Genomic DNA, 15,717 nt, shown 5'->3' on the forward strand with positions numbered 1-15,717 from the left:
TCGGCTTCAGGGCGCTCGCCAGATGTTGTCGAAGGCGATGTTCTCGATGCGCCGGCGCTCCCGTACGGCCTCCAGCTCGGTCACCGCGTCGCCGACCGCCACGAGGACGGTGACGACGGCCTCCTCACCGGGCTCCTCCGGGGCGGTCCCCTCACCGGCTCCCTCCTCGCCGGGCTCCTGCTCCACCGGCCGCTCGCCCTGGATGCCCAGGGTGCCGGCGAGCCCCGCGAGGACGGGCTCGTGGGACCACCAGCGGTCGGCCGCGTGCCGCCGCGCCGGGGTGTCGGCCCGGCCGCCGCTGCCGCCGCGCAGGGAGAGCCAGTGCGGGCGCTTCCCGGTGAGCTGTCCCTCGGAGTCCAGGACGTCCCGGTAGGCGGTGGCCAGCCCCTGCCCACGGCGCCACAGCCAGTCCTCGACCGTCTCGTACGGCTCCTGCCGCACGAGCGCCGCCCCGGCCTCGTCCAGCAGCCGGTCACCGGTGGTCAGCGTCGGCCCGGGCACGATGCGGTCGCCGTCCAGGACGAGCGCCCGGACGCCGAGCAGATCGATCAGTTCGGCCCCCGCGAGAGCCAGCGACAGGTCTCCCTGCTCGACGGGGTTCTCGCCGGGGACGTCCAGACTGACGAGGAACAGATCCTGCGGTGTGGTCATACCACCACCATGGGCCGTGGGGAGCCGATGCGCAGCGCGGCACACCGGTCCCGCTCAGCAGGAGTCCGCGGCCAGCCTCTCGAACGCGCGGCGGCTCATCACCCGGCCGTCCGCCCATACCTGGCCGGGCCTCAGCCGGGCGATCCGCTCGGTGGTGAAGTCCACGACCGCGTTGTACGAGTCGCCGGTGACGTAGTGCCCGAACCCGAGGGTGTAGCGGTGCCGGGGCAGCAGCCGCCGCTCGCCCCGGTACCGGGCCCGCCAGCGCGCGGGCGGGGAGAAGAGGGGGAAGCCGGCGTCGCCGTGCAGCCCCTCCTTCCGGCTGTCCCATCCCGTGGTGACGGGCCCCTCCCCGGCGCCGTGCGCCCGCCCGTCGAGGAACGGCCCCTGGTAGGCGTCGCCGCCGCACGGACGGAACACCGCGTACGGCGTCCCGTCCGCGCCGATGCGCACCCCCGCCAGCGGCAGGTCCACGGCCGCGCAGCCGCCGAGCAGCAGCATCGCGCCGGCGACCCCCACCACCACGGCCCCCGTACGCCGCACGTTCGACTCCTACTGCAGATGCCACTTCTGGTTGGCGGCTCCCGTGCACGACCAGATCTGTGCCCGTGCCCCGTTGGCCGACGAGCCGTCGGTCACGTCGAGGCACTTGTTCGCCGCGGTATCGACCACATCACCGGTCGAAGCGTTGTACGACCACTGTTGCGCACCGGTTCCGTTGCAGTCGTACAACTGCACCTTGGCCCCGTCTGCCGTCGATGCCGAGGTCACGTCCAGGCACTTGCCGAGCGCCCGGACCGACCCGTCCGGCTGGACGGTCCACTGCTGGGCGGCGGTGCCGTTGCAGTCGTAGAGCTGCACCGCCGTACCGCTCGCGCCCGAACCGCCCGCGACGTCCAGGCACTTGCCGGCGAGGCCGACGAAGGCGCCGGTGCGGCCGCCGCCGCCGGACTGGGTGCCGGACCAGGTGAAGGTCGCCGACGTCTTCCCGGGCAGCGAGTAAGTGGCGTGCTGGGAACCCCAGTCGATGGTGACCGTCTTCGCCGACGACGCGTCGTTGTACGCGATCAGCGCCTTGCTGCCGTCCGGGTTGCGCCACGCCACGTTCGGCACCGCGGTGGACGCCGTGGAGGCGATCCGCTGGGCGCCGGGCCGCACGAACTTCGTCAGCTGGCCCATGTCGTAGTACTCGACGGTGTAGTCCACGGTCCCGCTCGCGCCGTCCCCGTCATGCACGGTCACCAGACCCGTGCAGGTGCCGCAACCGCCGTTGTGCGGACCGCCGTTCTGGTCCACGGCCAGCGACCACCTGGTCACCGACTTCGCCCAGTTGCGGGTGTAGTCGATGATGTTCGACATGTCCTCGCGCTGCTGGTTCGCGATCCAGGTGCCGCCCGAGTGCTCGGTGCCGAAGGCGTCCAGCGAGGGGTACCGGTCGTGCACCGCCGTCTGCTTGCCGACGTCACCGCCGTAGCCGTGCCAGGCGATCCCGCCGAAGTTCGGGTGGTTGCGGATCGCCGGGTCGTCCACGGACTGGGCGGCGTAGGAGTCGTAGGTGTCCCAGTTCCAGTCGTGCGCGAGGACCTTGGTGTTCAGGCCCGCGGACCGCAGCTGCGGCAGCAGGTCGTTCTTGAGGAAGTAGTCCAGCCCGCTCGCGTTCCAGCTCATCGACGGGTAGCCGGAGCAGCAGGTCGGCTCGTTCTGCGGGGTCACGTACGAGACGTCGATCCCCTGGCTCTTGTACGCCTGGAGGTACTTCACGAAGTACGCGGCGTAGGGGCCGTAGTCCTCGGCCTTCAGCCAGCCGCCGTCGAGCGAGCCGCTGTCCTTCATCCAGGCCGGGGCGGTCCACGGCGAGGCCATCACCGTCAGGGACGGATTCAGCTGGAGCGCCTGCCTGGTGAGCGGTGCCACGTCCGCGAGGTCGTGGGCGATCGAGAACCCGGACAGACTCGGATCCGTCCGACCGGAGGGCACGTCGTCGTACGTGTAGCCGTACCGCGCGAGGTCCGAGGCGCCCATCGGGTTGCGCAGGAACGACAGTCCGATGCCGTCCGCCGGCGAGAACAGCTTGCGCATGGTCGCGTCCCGGGTCGCCTGGGACAGCGCCCCGCTGCTGTTCATCAGCCAGGCCGCGGTGTCCGTGAAGGACGCGCCGCCGCCGGTGAAGGTCTGGTACCGGGTGTTCTCGTCGACGGTGATGTTCTCGCCGCTGCCGCCCGTCCCGGACTGGAAGGCGAACGGCGTCTGCGCCTGCAGTCCGCGCACGACGTGCCGGCCGGCGGAGTCGTCCGTGGTCGTGAGCCAGGCCGTGACCTGTTCACCGACCGCGTGAGCGGGGGGTACCGCGGCGGTGACGCCGGCGGCGGAGAGCAGTCCGGCGAGCAACAGCCGGACTGTGCGGGGGGTTCTCCTCATGGTGCGTCGCCCTTCAACTGACGTGCACTCTTGACGGGTTGGAGAGCCATGAGTTAACTCACGGCGTGATCTAAGTCCTGAGTGAACCACGAGAGCCGAGGGAAGGTCCATGCCGAGAACCGCCCTGCTCGTCTCCGGCGCCATGCTCGCCGCCCTGTTGCCACTGTCGGCCGCGGCCCACGCGGCCGACGACCCCGCGCCGTCCCCCGTCGACCGCTTCGAGGGCGAGGTCCCCTTCGCCTCCCAGCCCGCCGACGGCATCTTCACCTGGGGCGGCGACGCCGACGACCCGCCCACCCTCCGCCTCGCCGACCGCACCGACGCCCCCGAGGGCGCCAAGGTACTCACCGGCACCTACGACATCAGCGGCTACGGAGGCTTCACCCACGACTTCGCCGCCGGGCAGCCCGCCCACGACTGGTCCGCCCACCAGGGCATCCGCTTCTGGTGGGACGGCCGCGACAACGGCCGGAAGATCGCCTTCGAGATCAAGGACGGCGGCGCGAACGGTGAGGCGTCCGAGCTGTGGACGACCTCCTTCACCGACGACTTCACCGGCTGGAAGCAGATCGAGATCCCCTTCACAGACTTCACCTACCGCACCGACTACCAGCCCGTCGGAGGCATCGACCACGTCCTCGGCCTCACGCAGATGTGGGGCTACGCGGTCACCCTCCCGGCCGGCACCAAGGGCGACTTCGCCCTGGACGACGTCGAGCTGTACGGCCGGGCCGACCAGTCGCTGCGCGCCTCGGTCGGCACCGACGCGGCCGTCTACCCGGTCCGGGCCGGTGGCACCGCCAAGGTCGAGGTCACCCTGGCCACGACCGGCGACCGGCCCGTCGACGAACCGGTGACGGTCGCGTACACGACGGAGGGCGGCACCGCCACGGCCGGCCGGGACTACACCCCGGTCACCGGCACCCTCACCTTCCCGGCCGGTACCGCGTCCGGCACCTCGCGGACCGTCGAGGTGCCGACCCGGGCGGTCCGCACCCCCGCACCCGCGAAGACCGTCCCGCTGAAGCTCACGGTCACCGGGGCCAAGGCGCCCGCCGAGACCCCGCAGATCGTCGTCGACGCGCACGGACTGCCGTACCTGAACGCCAGGTTGCCGGTGCGCAAGCGCGTCGCCGACCTGCTCTCCCGCATGTCCCTGGAGGAGAAGGCCGGGCAGATGACCCAGGCCGAGCGCGGCGCCGTGGGCAGCGGCGGCGACATCGCCGCCTACGGCCTGGGCTCGCTGCTCTCCGGCGGCGGCTCCACCCCCACGCCCAACACCCCCGAGGCCTGGGCCCGGATGATCGACGGCTTCCAGCTCCGCGCCCGGGCGACCCGCTTCCAGATCCCGCTCGTCTACGGCGTCGACGCGGTCCACGGTCACAACAACCTCACCGGCGCCACGATCATGCCGCACAACATCGGCATCGGCGCGAGCCGCGACCCCGAACTCGCCGAGCGGACGGGCGCGGTGACCGCCGCCGAGGTCCGCACCACCGGCATCCCCTGGGACTTCGCGCCCTGCCTGTGCGTGAGCCGTGACGAACGCTGGGGCCGCTCCTACGAGTCCTTCGGCGAGGACCCCGCCCTCGTCCAGTCCATGGAGACGGTGATCCAGGGCCTCCAGGGCCGGGCCGACGGCCGGGACCTGAGCCGGAACGACAAGGTGCTCGCCACCGCCAAGCACTTCGTCGGCGACGGCGGCACGGCCTACGGCTCCTCCACGACCGGCACCTACACGACCGACCAGGGCGTCACCACCGTCACCCGGCAACAGCTCCAGGACCTCCACCTGGCGCCCTTCAGGACGGCCGTCCAGCGGGGCATCGGCACGGTCATGCCGTCGTACTCCTCCCTCGACGTCGTCGGCGACGGCAAGGGCGCGGTGAAGATGCACGCCCGCGGCGACATGATCAACGGCGAGCTGAAGGACCGGATGGGCTTCGACGGCTTCGTCATCAGCGACTGGAACGCCATCGACCAGCTCCCCGGCGACTACGCGGCCCACGTCCGCACCGCCGTGAACGCGGGCGTCGACATGATGATGGTGCCGTACACCTACAAGGACTTCGGCTCCACGCTCGTCGACGAGGTGAAGGCGGGCCGGATCGGCGAGAAGCGGATCGACGACGCCGTCTCCCGCATCCTCACCCAGAAGTTCCGGCTCGGCCTCTTCGAGCACCCCGACGCCGACACGTCCGGCGCCGCCGCCATCGGCTCCCCGGCCCACCGGGCGGTCGCCCGCGAGGCGGCGGCCGAGTCGCAGGTGCTGCTGAAGAACAGCGGCGGGCTGCTGCCGCTGAAGAAGAGCGAGAAGGTGTACGTCGCCGGGTCGAACGCCGACGACCTCGGCGACCAGACCGGCGGCTGGACCATCACCTGGCAGGGTGCCTCCGGCACCCACACCCAGGGCACCACCATCCTCCAGGGCATGCGCGAGGCCGGCGGGGACGTCACCTACTCCAAGGACGCCTCGGCCCCGACGAACGGCTACGACGTCGGCGTGGTCGTCGTCGGCGAGACCCCCTACGCCGAGGGCGTCGGCGACGTCGGCAACGGCCACAGCCTGCGGCTGTCGGCGGCCGACCAGGCGGCCGTGGACAAGGTGTGCGCGGCCATGAAGTGCGCGGTGCTGATCGTCTCCGGCCGCCCCCAGCTGATCGGCGACCGCCTCGACGGGATCGACGCCCTGGTGGCCTCCTGGCTGCCCGGGACCGAGGGCGAGGGCGTCGCCGACGTCCTCTACGGCACCCGTCCCTTCACCGGGCGGCTCCCCGTCACCTGGCCGAAGTCCGAGTCCCAGCTGCCGATCAACGTCGGCGACGCGTCGTACGACCCCCAGTTCCCCTACGGCTGGGGCCTGACCACGCTCACCGACGTCCCGCGCGGCGGCACGGGCACGCTGCACCTGCTCGCCGTGGCCGCCTCCGTCGCCGAGCGCAGGGGTGACGACCGGGCCGGACGCGAGCTCGTGGGCCGGGCCCGGCTGATGGTGCAGCACCGGGTGGGGGAGCGGATGACGGCGGCGGTGGCGAAGCCCTTCGCGGACGCCGATCACCTGCTGCTGACCGGACGGTACGGGAAGGCGGTGGAGAAGCTGACGGAGGCGTACCGGGCCGCGTAGGTTCCGCCCAGCCGTCTACCTGCCCAGCCTGTGTGTCCGTATATGGGGGGCTTCGGGTAGCTTCGAAGGATGAAGGCCGTCCTGCGGACCCGAAGCCTGCCGGCACTGCTGCTGGCCGCGTTCGCCCTGGTCATGGCGACCCTGTTCGCCCCCGGGGCCGTGGGGGCGAACGCGGACACCGGCATCTCCACCATCGCCCAGGCCCTCCGCAAGGGCCCCGTCTACGTCGACCCGGCCGCCTCGGCCCAGCTGCCGAAGGCGGACGCGGACGCGCTCGCGAAGCGCATCGAGGACGCGAACAAACCGCTCTTCGTCGCGGTGCTCCCGGCCGGCTACCCGACGGCGAACCTCTTCTCCGGGCTCCGCGCGGCCACCGGCATCACCGGTCTGTACGGCATCCGGCTGGGCGACCGCTTCGACGCCCGCGCCGACTCCTCCGTGATGTCACCGACGGCCCGGCGGAACCTCGTGGCCAGTGTCCGGGGCGAGAGCGCCAAGGCCCAGCTCACCGACTTCACCGACCGCGCGCTCGCCCACATGGGGGGCCGTGCGCCACGGAGCTGGGGCGGCACGTCCGGCACGGGCGGCGGCTCGTCCGGTACGGCGCTGATCGTGATCGGCGCTGTGCTGGTGGCCGCCGGGGCGGGCGCGTACGCGCTGGTCCGGCGCGGCCGCCGGCGTCGCGAGGAGGAGCAGCGGGCCGCCCTGGACCGGCTGCGGGTGGTCGTCGACGAGGACATCACGGCCTTCGGTGAGGAACTGGACCGCCTGGACTTCCATCCGGCCGAACCGGGTGCCGACGACGCGATGCGCGCCGACTACGAGCGCGCCCTGGACTCCTACGAGACCGCCAAGCAGCGCATGGCGGAAGCGGCGAAGCCGGAGGACGTCCGCACGGTCACGCAGGCCCTGGAGGACGGCCGCTTCTCCCTCGCCCAGCTGGCCGCCCGCCGTACGGGCCGTCCCCTCCCCGAACGCCGTCCGCCCTGCTTCTTCGACCCCCGCCACGGCCCCTCGGTCACCGACGCCGCCTGGTCCCCGCCGGGCGGCGCTCCCCGCGAGGTCCCGGTCTGCGCGGCGGACGCCACCCGACTGGCCGGCGGCCGCGACCCGGTGATCCGCGAGGTCGACACGGACTACGGCCGCCGCCCCTACTGGGACGCGGGCCCCGCCTACGGCCCCTGGGCGGGCGGCTACTTCGGCGGCGGCCTGCTGCCCGGCCTGCTGGTGGGGACGGTGCTGGGAAGCATGATGGCGACGCCGTCGTACGCGGCCGCGTACGGGGCGGGGTACGGGGACTTCGGGGACGGCTATGGGGGCGGGGGCGGGTACGAGGGCGGCGACGTCTCGGGGACGGACTTCGATCCCGGCGACTTCGGGGGCGGGTTCGGGGACGGCGGCGGGTTCGACGGCGGCGGGGGAGACGGCGGCGGCGGAGGAGACTTCGGCGGCGGCTTCTGACGCGGGGAGGGGGTGATCGGCAGATGCGTTCCGCTCGGCGCGGCCCGGGGCCATGCCCCGGGCCGGCACGCGTCTGCCCGTTGCGGGCTGCTCAGGCGTTCTTGAGCGCCCTGGTCAGGCGTTCTTGATCGCCGAGATGTCGAACTTCAGCTTGATCTTGTCGGAGATCAGGACACCGCCGGTCTCCAGGGCCGCGTTCCAGGTCAGGCCCCACTCCGAGCGCAGGATCTCGGCGTTGCCCTCGAAGCCGACGCGGTCGTTGCCGAACGGGTCCTTCGCGGCGCCGTTGAACTCCAGGTCGATGCTGATCGTCTTCGTGACGCCGAGGAGGGAGAGGTCGCCGGTGATGCGGTAGTCGTCGCCGCCGAGGGCCTCCGCCTTGGTGGAGCGGAAGGTCATGGCCGGGAACTCGTCGATCTTGAAGAAGTCGGCGGACTTCAGGTGGCCGTCCCGGTCCGCGTTGCCGGTCTCGATGCTCGCCATCTGCACGTCGAGCGTGGCGGTGGAGGCGGCGGGGTTCGCGCCGTCCAGGTGCAGCGTGCCGGTGAAGTCCTGGAAGCTGCCCTTCACATTGGTGACCATGGCGTGGCGGGCCACGAAGCCGATGGTGGTGTGCGCGGGGTCGATCGTGTAGTCACCGGTCAGCGCGGACAGGTCGGCGGCCGGTGCGGCCGGTGCGGCGGTCGTCGTGGCGGTGGTGTCCTTGCGGCTGAAGATGCCCATGATGTGCTCCAGAAAAGTGTCTGCTGATCGGGTCTGCTGCAGGTCTGTTGAACGTTAAACAACCTTGCGTCTTCGACGGTAGACCCATTCGGTTCAGTTTTCAACATCATCCGCAGCGTGTTTCTTCCGTTGCGTGGAGTGACGTCCGTACGCCCTCTGGCGGACGCGCGTAGAGCTCGGGCACCATCTGCGTGCACCGCCTGCACAGCCGCCCCCCCACCAGGAAGCCCGGCCCGACCGCAGGAAAGGTCCCCCATGAAGCTCAGGAAAGCCATGAGGCTCCGCTCCGTCCTGACCGCGCTCGCCCTCGTCGTCGCCCCCGGTGTCGCCGTCGTCGGCACCGCCACCGACGCCTTCGCCGTCACCAAGATCAGCCAGGCCACCGCCGAGTCGATGTTCCGCCAGGTCGGCATCACCTGGTCGTCCTCCGGTAACTGCACCAACCGGAACAACTCCACGTGCACGTCGTTCGACCAGCTGAATCTCGCCACCGCCCAGGGCGCCCAGACCCTGAAGCGGGCCAGCGGCTGCGCCCTCAACATCACCGGCGGCACCGAGACCGGCCACGCCTCCGGCACCTACTCGCACTGGAACGGCTACAAGCTCGACTACGGCAAGAACACCTGCATCACCGCGTACATCAAGAACAACTTCAGCTACATCGGCCTGCGCGGCGACGGCTACCCGCAGTGGCAGTCCGGCTCCGGCAACATCTACGCCGACGAGGGCAACCACTGGGACGCCCTCTACTACAACTGCGGCGGCTGCTGAACCCGGGTGAGAGAGGGCGGTGACCGGCCCATGGGGCTGACCCGACGCGCACTGCTGCTGGCCACCGCCCTCGTTCCGGTCCTCTCCACGGCCGCGCGGGCCGACGGCGGGGACGTCCACGACGCGCTGCGCCGTCGCTGGCTCGGCATCGCGCTGGGGGAGGGGTACGACCCGGGCCGTGAGCCGTACGCCTCACGGCTCGCCCGACTCGGCGGTCAGGCCGTTGAGTTCGCGGCCGGCATGGCCCCGGCCCCGGACTCCCTCTGGCCCGGGCACCCCTTCGACCCGCCCGCCGGCATCACCTTCAGTTACGGCCGGCTGTGGATCATGACGCAGGCCTGTGTGCAGCCCGGCACCGGTGTCACCGGCGACCCCGGGCTCCTCGGCGCCGTGCTGCGGGGGCTCGATCACCTCTCCGCCGTCGCCTACAACGCCTCGACCGCCCGTTACGGCAACTGGTGGGAGTGGCAGATCGGCAGCCCCCGCCTGCTCATGGACATCACCGCCGCCCTGTACGAGCGGCTCGGCGGCGACCGTGTCGCGGCGGCCTGCGCGGCCGTGGACCACTTCATCCCGGACTCCATGCTCACCGACTACTCCGGCACCTCCACCGGTGCCAACCGCGTCGACCTGTGCCGCTCCGTCGCCCTGCGCGGCATCCTCGGCCGGGACGCCGCCCGGATCGCCCTGGCCCGGGACGCCCTCTCGCCGGTCTTCCCCTACGTCACGCGAGGGGACGGCCTGTACGCCGACGGCTCCTTCGTGCAACACGGCCAGGTCGCCTACTCGGGGACGTACGGCCAGGTCCTGCTCGACGGCCTCGGGCGGCTGTTCGCCCTCCTCGCCGGCTCGCCCTGGGACGTCACCGATCCCGCCCGGGAACACGTTCTGGACGGCGTCGAGCACGCCTTCGCGCCGCTGATCCATGACGGGCTGGTGATGGACTGCGTCAACGGGCGCGCCATCAGCCGGGGCCTGCAGCGCGATGACGACGCGGGCGTCATGCGCAGCGATCACTACCACGGGCACGCCCTCGTCGCCGCCGTCGCGCTGCTCGCGGGCGGCGCCGACGAGGTGCGGCGGCAGCGGTGGTACGGGCTGGTGAGAGGGTGGATCGAACGGGACGCGGTGGCCCCGGTCCTGACCTCGCCTCAGTTCGACGTGGCGGATCTCGCGCGGCTGCACGCCGTCGTCGAGTCGGGCGTACCCGCGCTCGCCGAACCCCTCGGGCACCGGCTCTTTCCGGCCATGGACCGGGCCGTTCACCGCCGTTCCCGCTTCACCGCGGCCCTGTCCATGGCGAGCGACCGCATCGCCCACTACGAGTGCGGCAACGGCGAGAACCCGCGCGGCTGGCACACCGGGGCCGGAATGCTGTCCTGGTGGCCGCGGGGGCGCAGCGACCAGTACACCGACTGGTTCTGGCCGACCGTCGACTGGTACCGGCTGCCCGGCACCACCGTGTCCACCCGGCGCCTGCCCGACGGAGCCGGCGGGGAGTGGGGTGCGCCCAAGCCGGACGTGCGGTGGGTCGGCGGTGCCACCGACGGGGAGTACGCGGCCGTGGGCCAGCACCTCAAGGGACTCGGCTCCACCCTGCGGGCCCACAAGTCCTGGTTCTTCCTCGACGACGCCGTGGTGTGCCTCGGTGCCGGGATCTCCTGCTCCGACGGCGTCCCCGTCGAGACGGTCGTGGACAACCGGAATCTGGGCGAGGGCGGCACGCAGGCCTTCGCGCGGGGCCGGGGATGGGCCCATCTGGAGGGCCACGGTGGCTGGATCCTGCCGTGCGGGGGCGAGCTGCGCGCCCTCCGCGAGGACCGCACCGGCGCCTGGTCCGACATCAACACCGGCGGCACCGCCGAACGGCGCACCCGGCGCTGGCAGACACTGTGGCTCGACCACGGCACCGACCCCGCCGACGCCGCCTACGCGTACGTCCTGCTGCCCGGCGCCACCCGCGCCGAGACCATGGCCCGGGCCGCGGGCCCGCACCGGCTGTCCGTCCTCGCCAACGACCCCGGCTGCCAGGCCGTCGCCGCGCCCCGGCCGGGCCTCGTCGCGGCGAACTTCTGGCGGGCCGGTACGGTGGGAGCGCTGACCGCCTCGGCGGGCGCTAGCGTGCTCGTCGTACGCCGCGGCCGGACCGCCACCGTCGGCGTCGCCGAGCCACCCCGCACGGGGACGCCGCTGGAGATCGTCTGGGACCACCCGGTGCGCTCCGTCGTCCGGGCCGGCGACGGGGTCGAGGTGCTGGAGGCGGACCGCCGTCTGAGGCTCCGTGTCACTCCGGGGATGGCATGTTCCACCCGCGTTTGTGAGGTGGCTCTCAGGTGACGCCTTTGTGGCTCCCCTACAACGCCGGTGCCCTCTGAGCAGTCGGAACGGCTGCATGCCGCCCCGGTTCTGTTCACTGGTACCAGGAAAACGGGCCGGAGACTGTACGGAGTCGACGGCTCGCATTCCTTGGTGTCCTTCGTAAGGTCGCTACATGACCGTTTTGGAAGAGACGACGGGTGAGCCGACCGGTGAGCCGACGGACGCGCGCGGACGGGTCGCCGAGCTGCACGAGATTCGTGCCCGGGCCGTTTCCGGCCCCAGCGAGAAGGCGACCGAGGCGCAGCACGCCAAGGGCAAGCTGACGGCGCGGGAGCGGATCGAGCTGCTCCTGGACCCGGGGTCCTTCCAGGAGGTCGAGCAGCTGCGCCGGCACCGGGCGACCGGCTTCGGCCTGGAGGCCAAGAAGCCGTACACCGACGGTGTGATCACCGGCTGGGGCACGGTGGAGGGCCGCACGGTCTTCGTCTACGCCCACGACTTCCGGATCTTCGGCGGCGCGCTGGGCGAGGCCCACGCCACCAAGATCCACAAGATCATGGACATGGCCATCGCGGCCGGTGCCCCGCTGGTCTCCCTGAACGACGGTGCGGGCGCCCGTATCCAGGAGGGCGTCTCGGCCCTCGCCGGTTACGGCGGCATCTTCCAGCGCAACACCAAGGCGTCGGGTGTCATCCCGCAGATCTCGGTGATGCTCGGCCCGTGCGCGGGCGGCGCGGCCTACAGCCCCGCCCTGACGGACTTCGTCTTCATGGTCCGCGAGACCTCGCAGATGTTCATCACCGGCCCCGACGTGGTCAAGGCGGTGACGGGCGAGGAGATCACCCAGAACGGGCTCGGCGGCGCCGACGTCCACGCGGAGACCTCCGGCGTCTGCCACTTCGCCTACGACGACGAGGAGACGTGCATCGCCGAGGTGCGCTACCTCCTGTCGCTCCTGCCGCAGAACAACCGCGAGAACCCCCCGCGGGTGGACTCCTCCGACCCGGTGGACCGCCGCAGCGACGTCCTGCTCGACCTGGTCCCGGCCGACGGCAACCGGCCGTACGACATGACCAAGGTCATCGAGGAGATCGTCGACGACGGCGAGTACCTGGAGGTCCACGAGCGCTGGGCGCGGAACATCATCTGCGCGCTGGCCCGTCTGGACGGCCAGGTGGTGGGCATCATCGCCAACCAGCCGCAGGTCCTCGCGGGCGTCCTGGACATCGAGGCGAGCGAAAAAGCTGCGCGCTTTGTCCAGATGTGTGACGCTTTCAATATCCCGATCGTCACCTTCCTGGACGTTCCCGGGTTCCTCCCCGGCGTCGACCAGGAGCACGGCGGAATCATCCGCCACGGCGCGAAGCTGCTGTACGCCTACTGCAACGCGACCGTGCCGAGGATTTCGCTGATCCTGCGCAAGGCGTACGGAGGTGCCTACATCGTCATGGACTCCCAGTCGATCGGCGCGGACCTCACCTACGCCTGGCCGACCAACGAGATCGCCGTCATGGGCGCGGAAGGCGCCGCGAACGTCATCTTCCGCCGGCAGATCGCCGAGGCCGAGGACCCCGAGGCGATGCGGCAGAAGATGGTCAAGGAGTACAAGGCCGAGCTGATGCATCCCTACTACGCCGCCGAGCGCGGCCTGGTGGACGACGTCATCGACCCGGCGGAGACCCGCGAGGTCCTGGCCAAGTCCCTGGCGATGCTGCACACCAAGCACGCCGACCTGCCCTCCCGGAAGCACGGCAACCCCCCGCAGTAACCGAGCGGACCCGCCGCGGCAACCCCGCGGACCTCACTCTCACGGAGACTGACACCCATGAGCACTCCTGACATCCGCGTCGAGAAGGGCCACGCCGACCCCGAGGAAGTCGCCGCCATCACGGCCGTCCTCCTGGCCCGCGCGGCCGCCCGCCCCGCAGCCGACTCCGCCCAGGCCCACCGGGGCCGCCCCAAGGCCGGCTGGCGCCGTCTGGAGCGCGAGGGCGGCTTCCGGGCCCCGCACAGCTGGCACTGAGCCCTTTCCACGCACGTACGGCCCCGTTCTCCTCCGGGAGGGCGGGGCCGTCGCCGTCATCAGGAAGACTTCTCCAGGAACGTCTCCAGCACCGCGTCGAGGGTCGCGACGCACAGGGGCGGCCACAGGGAGTGGCAGTGCAGGCCCGGGGCGGTGGCGAGGACCAGGCCGGCGGTGAGGAAGGTTCCGGACCAGCCCAGCGCGTAACGCAGGGGCCGGGGCGGGAACACACCGCGCAGCAGCAACCGGACCGGGACCAGCAGCGCCGAGATGACCAGCGCGCTCGGCACCACCCACAGCACGGCCCACCCGACCGCCGCCCATCCGTCCGCCTCGATGACGCCGGGGAACGCCGCCACCGTCGTCAGCACCACGGCCAGCAGGAAGACACCGACGGCTGCCGCCGAGACCAGACCCAGCCCGGTGACCGCCGCCCCGGCGAGCACCTTGCCGCGGCGGTCCAGGGACTCCCAGGTCTCCTCGTCCCGTGCCACCTTCACCCTCCCGCACACATGCCGACGGCCCCCGTTCCTCCCAGGAAGAGAGGCGGGGGCCGTGTCAGGTTGCCTGGCGCGGAGCGTCAGCGCAGGCGCGCCATGAGCGCGTGTTCCACCAGCGTGATCAGCGCCGACTTGGCGTCCGCGCGGTGGCGGGCGTCGGTCGTGATGATCGGGGTGTCGGGGCCGATCTGCAGCGCCTCGCGCACCTCGTCCGGCTGGTAGGGCTGGTTGCCGTCGAAGCCGTTGAGGGCGATGACGAAGGGCAGGCCCGAGTTCTCGAAGTAGTCGACCGCGGGGAAGCAGTCGGCCAGGCGCCGGGTGTCGACCAGGACGATCGCGCCGATGGCACCGCGTACCAGGTCGTCCCACATGAACCAGAAGCGGTCCTGGCCCGGGGTACCGAAGAGGTACAGGATCAGGTCCTGGTCGAGGGTGATACGGCCGAAGTCCATGGCCACCGTGGTGGTGGTCTTGTCCCCGGTGTGGGTGAGGTCGTCGATACCGGCGGACGCGGACGTCATGACGGCCTCTGTGCGCAGCGGGTTGATCTCCGAGACGGCGCCGACGAACGTGGTCTTGCCCACGCCGAAGCCGCCCGCCACCACGATCTTCGCGGAGGTGGTGGAGCGGGAAGGACCGCCGCTAGAGCTTGCGAAGTCCACTGAGCACCCTTTCGAGCAGTGTCACGTCTGGCTGGCCACCGGCGTTCTCGTCGCCGCCGGGCTGATGGATGGCGACCAGGCCCGCTTCCGCCAAGTCGGCGACGAGGATCCTGGCCACGCCGAGGGGGATCGTCAGCAGGGCCGAGATCTCGGCCACCGACTTGATCTCCCGGCACAGGTTGCAGATCCGCTGATGCTCGGGCAGCTGACCCTGCATCTGGTGCGGAGCGGCGGTGGTGTGCACCAGTGCCTCGATGGCGAGCTGGTAGCGCGGGCGGGTCCGGCCGCCGGTCATGGCGTACGGACGCACCAGGGGGTTGTTGGACGCCGAGGCCGGCGCCGGCTCGGGACGGCGCTGGGGCTGTACCGGCTGGATCCGCGGGGCCGGCGGCTGGTCGTACGGCGACGGACCGGGGCCCTGCGGGGCGTACGGCTGGTGGTGGCCGGGGGCGGAGGGGAAGTTGTACCGGTTCGCCGAACCGTCGCCATGGCCCTGGGCAGGGCCGTACGACCAGTTGCCCGAAGACGAACCGCCTGGGGGTGTTGCCACTTTCTCCTCCTCCGACTGTGCCGGGCACCCATCCGTGTGGAGCCGCGTCCCGAAACCTTACGGCCCCGGGACACGAATACGCACCGTCCGATTACTAGTTGAGAAGGCTCCCCTGGAGCTCCGCACGGAGATCCGGGGTCAGGACCGTGCCCGCGCGGTCCACCAGAAGGGCCATCTCGTACCCGATGAGGCCGATGTCCGCCTCCGGGTGGGCCAGCACCGCGAGCGAGGAACCGTCGGATACGGACATGATGAAGAGGAATCCACGCTCCATCTCCACAACCGTCTGATTCACGGCACCCCCCTCGAAGATCCGGGAGGCGCCTGCCGTCAGAGACGTCAGGCCGGAAGCGACGGCCGCGAGCTGGTCGGCGCGGTCGCGGGGGAAGCCTTCGGACATCGCCAGAAGGAGTCCGTCGGCGGAGACCACCACCGTGTGGGACACCCCCGGGGTGTTGTCCACGAAGTTGGTGATCAACCAGTTCAGGTTCTGTGCCGCCTGGCTCATCGGGCTC

Annotated in this window: 14 protein-coding genes; 6 read left to right on the plus strand and 8 right to left on the minus strand. The window is 71.5% G+C overall.

What is annotated here, in order from left to right; genetic code table 11:
- Positions 1-6: 6 nt before the first annotated feature.
- The 3 genes from AB0N17_RS16410 to AB0N17_RS16420 are packed head-to-tail and all read right to left on the minus strand — an operon-like array spanning position 7 to position 3,069.
- Complete coding sequence (locus AB0N17_RS16410; protein WP_366011991.1) at positions 7-651, minus strand: GPP34 family phosphoprotein; 645 nt, start codon at positions 649-651, stop codon at positions 7-9.
- Positions 652-705: 54 nt separating this feature from the next.
- Positions 706-1,194, minus strand: a complete 489-nt coding sequence (locus tag AB0N17_RS16415; protein ID WP_366011992.1) for a hypothetical protein — start codon at positions 1,192-1,194, stop codon at positions 706-708.
- A 9-nt stretch (positions 1,195-1,203) separates the two neighbouring features.
- Positions 1,204-3,069, minus strand: a complete 1,866-nt coding sequence (locus AB0N17_RS16420; RefSeq protein WP_366011993.1) for a lectin — start codon at positions 3,067-3,069, stop codon at positions 1,204-1,206.
- 109 nt (positions 3,070-3,178) lie between these two features.
- On the opposite strand from AB0N17_RS16420, the gene AB0N17_RS16425 reads away from it, so the two are divergent.
- Both AB0N17_RS16425 and AB0N17_RS16430 read left to right on the plus strand, forming a co-directional pair.
- Positions 3,179-6,193: a glycoside hydrolase family 3 N-terminal domain-containing protein gene (locus AB0N17_RS16425; RefSeq protein WP_366011994.1), complete on the plus strand. Its 3,015-nt coding sequence runs from the start codon at positions 3,179-3,181 to the stop codon at positions 6,191-6,193.
- A gap of 69 nt (positions 6,194-6,262) precedes the next feature.
- Positions 6,263-7,654, plus strand: coding sequence for a hypothetical protein (locus AB0N17_RS16430; RefSeq protein WP_366011995.1), 1,392 nt, complete (start codon positions 6,263-6,265; stop codon positions 7,652-7,654).
- 114 nt (positions 7,655-7,768) lie between these two features.
- Here AB0N17_RS16430 and AB0N17_RS16435 read toward each other — a convergent pair whose 3' ends face one another.
- Complete coding sequence (locus AB0N17_RS16435) at positions 7,769-8,377, minus strand: YceI family protein (RefSeq protein ID WP_366011996.1); 609 nt, start codon at positions 8,375-8,377, stop codon at positions 7,769-7,771.
- 273 nt (positions 8,378-8,650) lie between these two features.
- On the opposite strand from AB0N17_RS16435, the gene AB0N17_RS16440 reads away from it, so the two are divergent.
- The 4 genes from AB0N17_RS16440 to AB0N17_RS16455 all read left to right on the plus strand — a co-directional run bounded on the left by AB0N17_RS16440 (position 8,651) and on the right by AB0N17_RS16455 (position 13,490).
- Positions 8,651-9,148, plus strand: a complete 498-nt coding sequence (locus AB0N17_RS16440) for a hypothetical protein (RefSeq protein ID WP_366011997.1) — start codon at positions 8,651-8,653, stop codon at positions 9,146-9,148.
- A gap of 30 nt (positions 9,149-9,178) precedes the next feature.
- Positions 9,179-11,485 carry a polysaccharide lyase 8 family protein gene (locus AB0N17_RS16445; protein ID WP_366011998.1) on the plus strand — a complete coding sequence of 769 codons (2,307 nt, stop codon included), beginning with the start codon at positions 9,179-9,181 and terminating at the stop codon, positions 11,483-11,485.
- A gap of 154 nt (positions 11,486-11,639) precedes the next feature.
- On the plus strand, positions 11,640-13,235 hold the full coding sequence (locus AB0N17_RS16450) for an acyl-CoA carboxylase subunit beta (RefSeq protein WP_366011999.1): 1,596 nt from the start codon (positions 11,640-11,642) through the stop codon (positions 13,233-13,235).
- Positions 13,236-13,292: 57 nt separating this feature from the next.
- Positions 13,293-13,490 (plus strand): acyl-CoA carboxylase subunit epsilon, encoded by a 198-nt coding sequence (locus AB0N17_RS16455; RefSeq protein ID WP_366012000.1) that lies wholly within the window; start codon positions 13,293-13,295, stop codon positions 13,488-13,490.
- Positions 13,491-13,549: 59 nt separating this feature from the next.
- Here AB0N17_RS16455 and AB0N17_RS16460 read toward each other — a convergent pair whose 3' ends face one another.
- From AB0N17_RS16460 to AB0N17_RS16475, 4 genes are all read right to left on the minus strand, one after another.
- Entirely contained in the window at positions 13,550-13,984 is a 435-nt protein-coding gene (locus AB0N17_RS16460; RefSeq protein WP_366012001.1) for a hypothetical protein, read from the minus strand.
- An 86-nt stretch (positions 13,985-14,070) separates the two neighbouring features.
- Complete coding sequence (locus AB0N17_RS16465; RefSeq protein WP_071369867.1) at positions 14,071-14,652, minus strand: ATP/GTP-binding protein; 582 nt, start codon at positions 14,650-14,652, stop codon at positions 14,071-14,073.
- Positions 14,633-15,202, minus strand: coding sequence for a DUF742 domain-containing protein (locus AB0N17_RS16470; protein ID WP_366012002.1), 570 nt, complete (start codon positions 15,200-15,202; stop codon positions 14,633-14,635). The genes AB0N17_RS16465 and AB0N17_RS16470 overlap by 20 nt, the downstream gene beginning before the upstream one ends.
- 94 nt (positions 15,203-15,296) lie before the next feature.
- The gene (locus AB0N17_RS16475; RefSeq protein ID WP_003993185.1) at positions 15,297-15,710 is read right to left on the minus strand and encodes a roadblock/LC7 domain-containing protein; all 414 of its coding nucleotides are present in this window, start codon (positions 15,708-15,710) and stop codon (positions 15,297-15,299) included.
- Positions 15,711-15,717 lie beyond the last annotated feature (7 nt).

The organism is Streptomyces sp. NPDC051133 (assembly GCF_040682635.1).
GTDB lineage: Bacteria > Actinomycetota > Actinomycetes > Streptomycetales > Streptomycetaceae > Streptomyces.

What these genes read in the sequence shown, in the direction of transcription:
- AB0N17_RS16410 (WP_366011991.1), bottom strand. Translation starts at nt 651, where the DNA reads ATGACCACACCGCAGGATCTGTTCCTCGTCAGTCTGGACGTCCCCGGC.
- AB0N17_RS16420 (WP_366011993.1), bottom strand. Translation starts at nt 3,069, where the DNA reads ATGAGGAGAACCCCCCGCACAGTCCGGCTGTTGCTCGCCGGACTGCTC.
- AB0N17_RS16425 (WP_366011994.1), top strand. Translation starts at nt 3,179, where the DNA reads ATGCCGAGAACCGCCCTGCTCGTCTCCGGCGCCATGCTCGCCGCCCTG.
- AB0N17_RS16430 (WP_366011995.1), top strand. Translation starts at nt 6,263, where the DNA reads ATGAAGGCCGTCCTGCGGACCCGAAGCCTGCCGGCACTGCTGCTGGCC.
- AB0N17_RS16435 (WP_366011996.1), bottom strand. Translation starts at nt 8,377, where the DNA reads ATGGGCATCTTCAGCCGCAAGGACACCACCGCCACGACGACCGCCGCA.
- AB0N17_RS16440 (WP_366011997.1), top strand. Translation starts at nt 8,651, where the DNA reads ATGAGGCTCCGCTCCGTCCTGACCGCGCTCGCCCTCGTCGTCGCCCCC.
- AB0N17_RS16445 (WP_366011998.1), top strand. Translation starts at nt 9,179, where the DNA reads ATGGGGCTGACCCGACGCGCACTGCTGCTGGCCACCGCCCTCGTTCCG.
- AB0N17_RS16450 (WP_366011999.1), top strand. Translation starts at nt 11,640, where the DNA reads ATGACCGTTTTGGAAGAGACGACGGGTGAGCCGACCGGTGAGCCGACG.
- AB0N17_RS16455 (WP_366012000.1), top strand. Translation starts at nt 13,293, where the DNA reads ATGAGCACTCCTGACATCCGCGTCGAGAAGGGCCACGCCGACCCCGAG.
- AB0N17_RS16475 (WP_003993185.1), bottom strand. Translation starts at nt 15,710, where the DNA reads ATGAGCCAGGCGGCACAGAACCTGAACTGGTTGATCACCAACTTCGTG.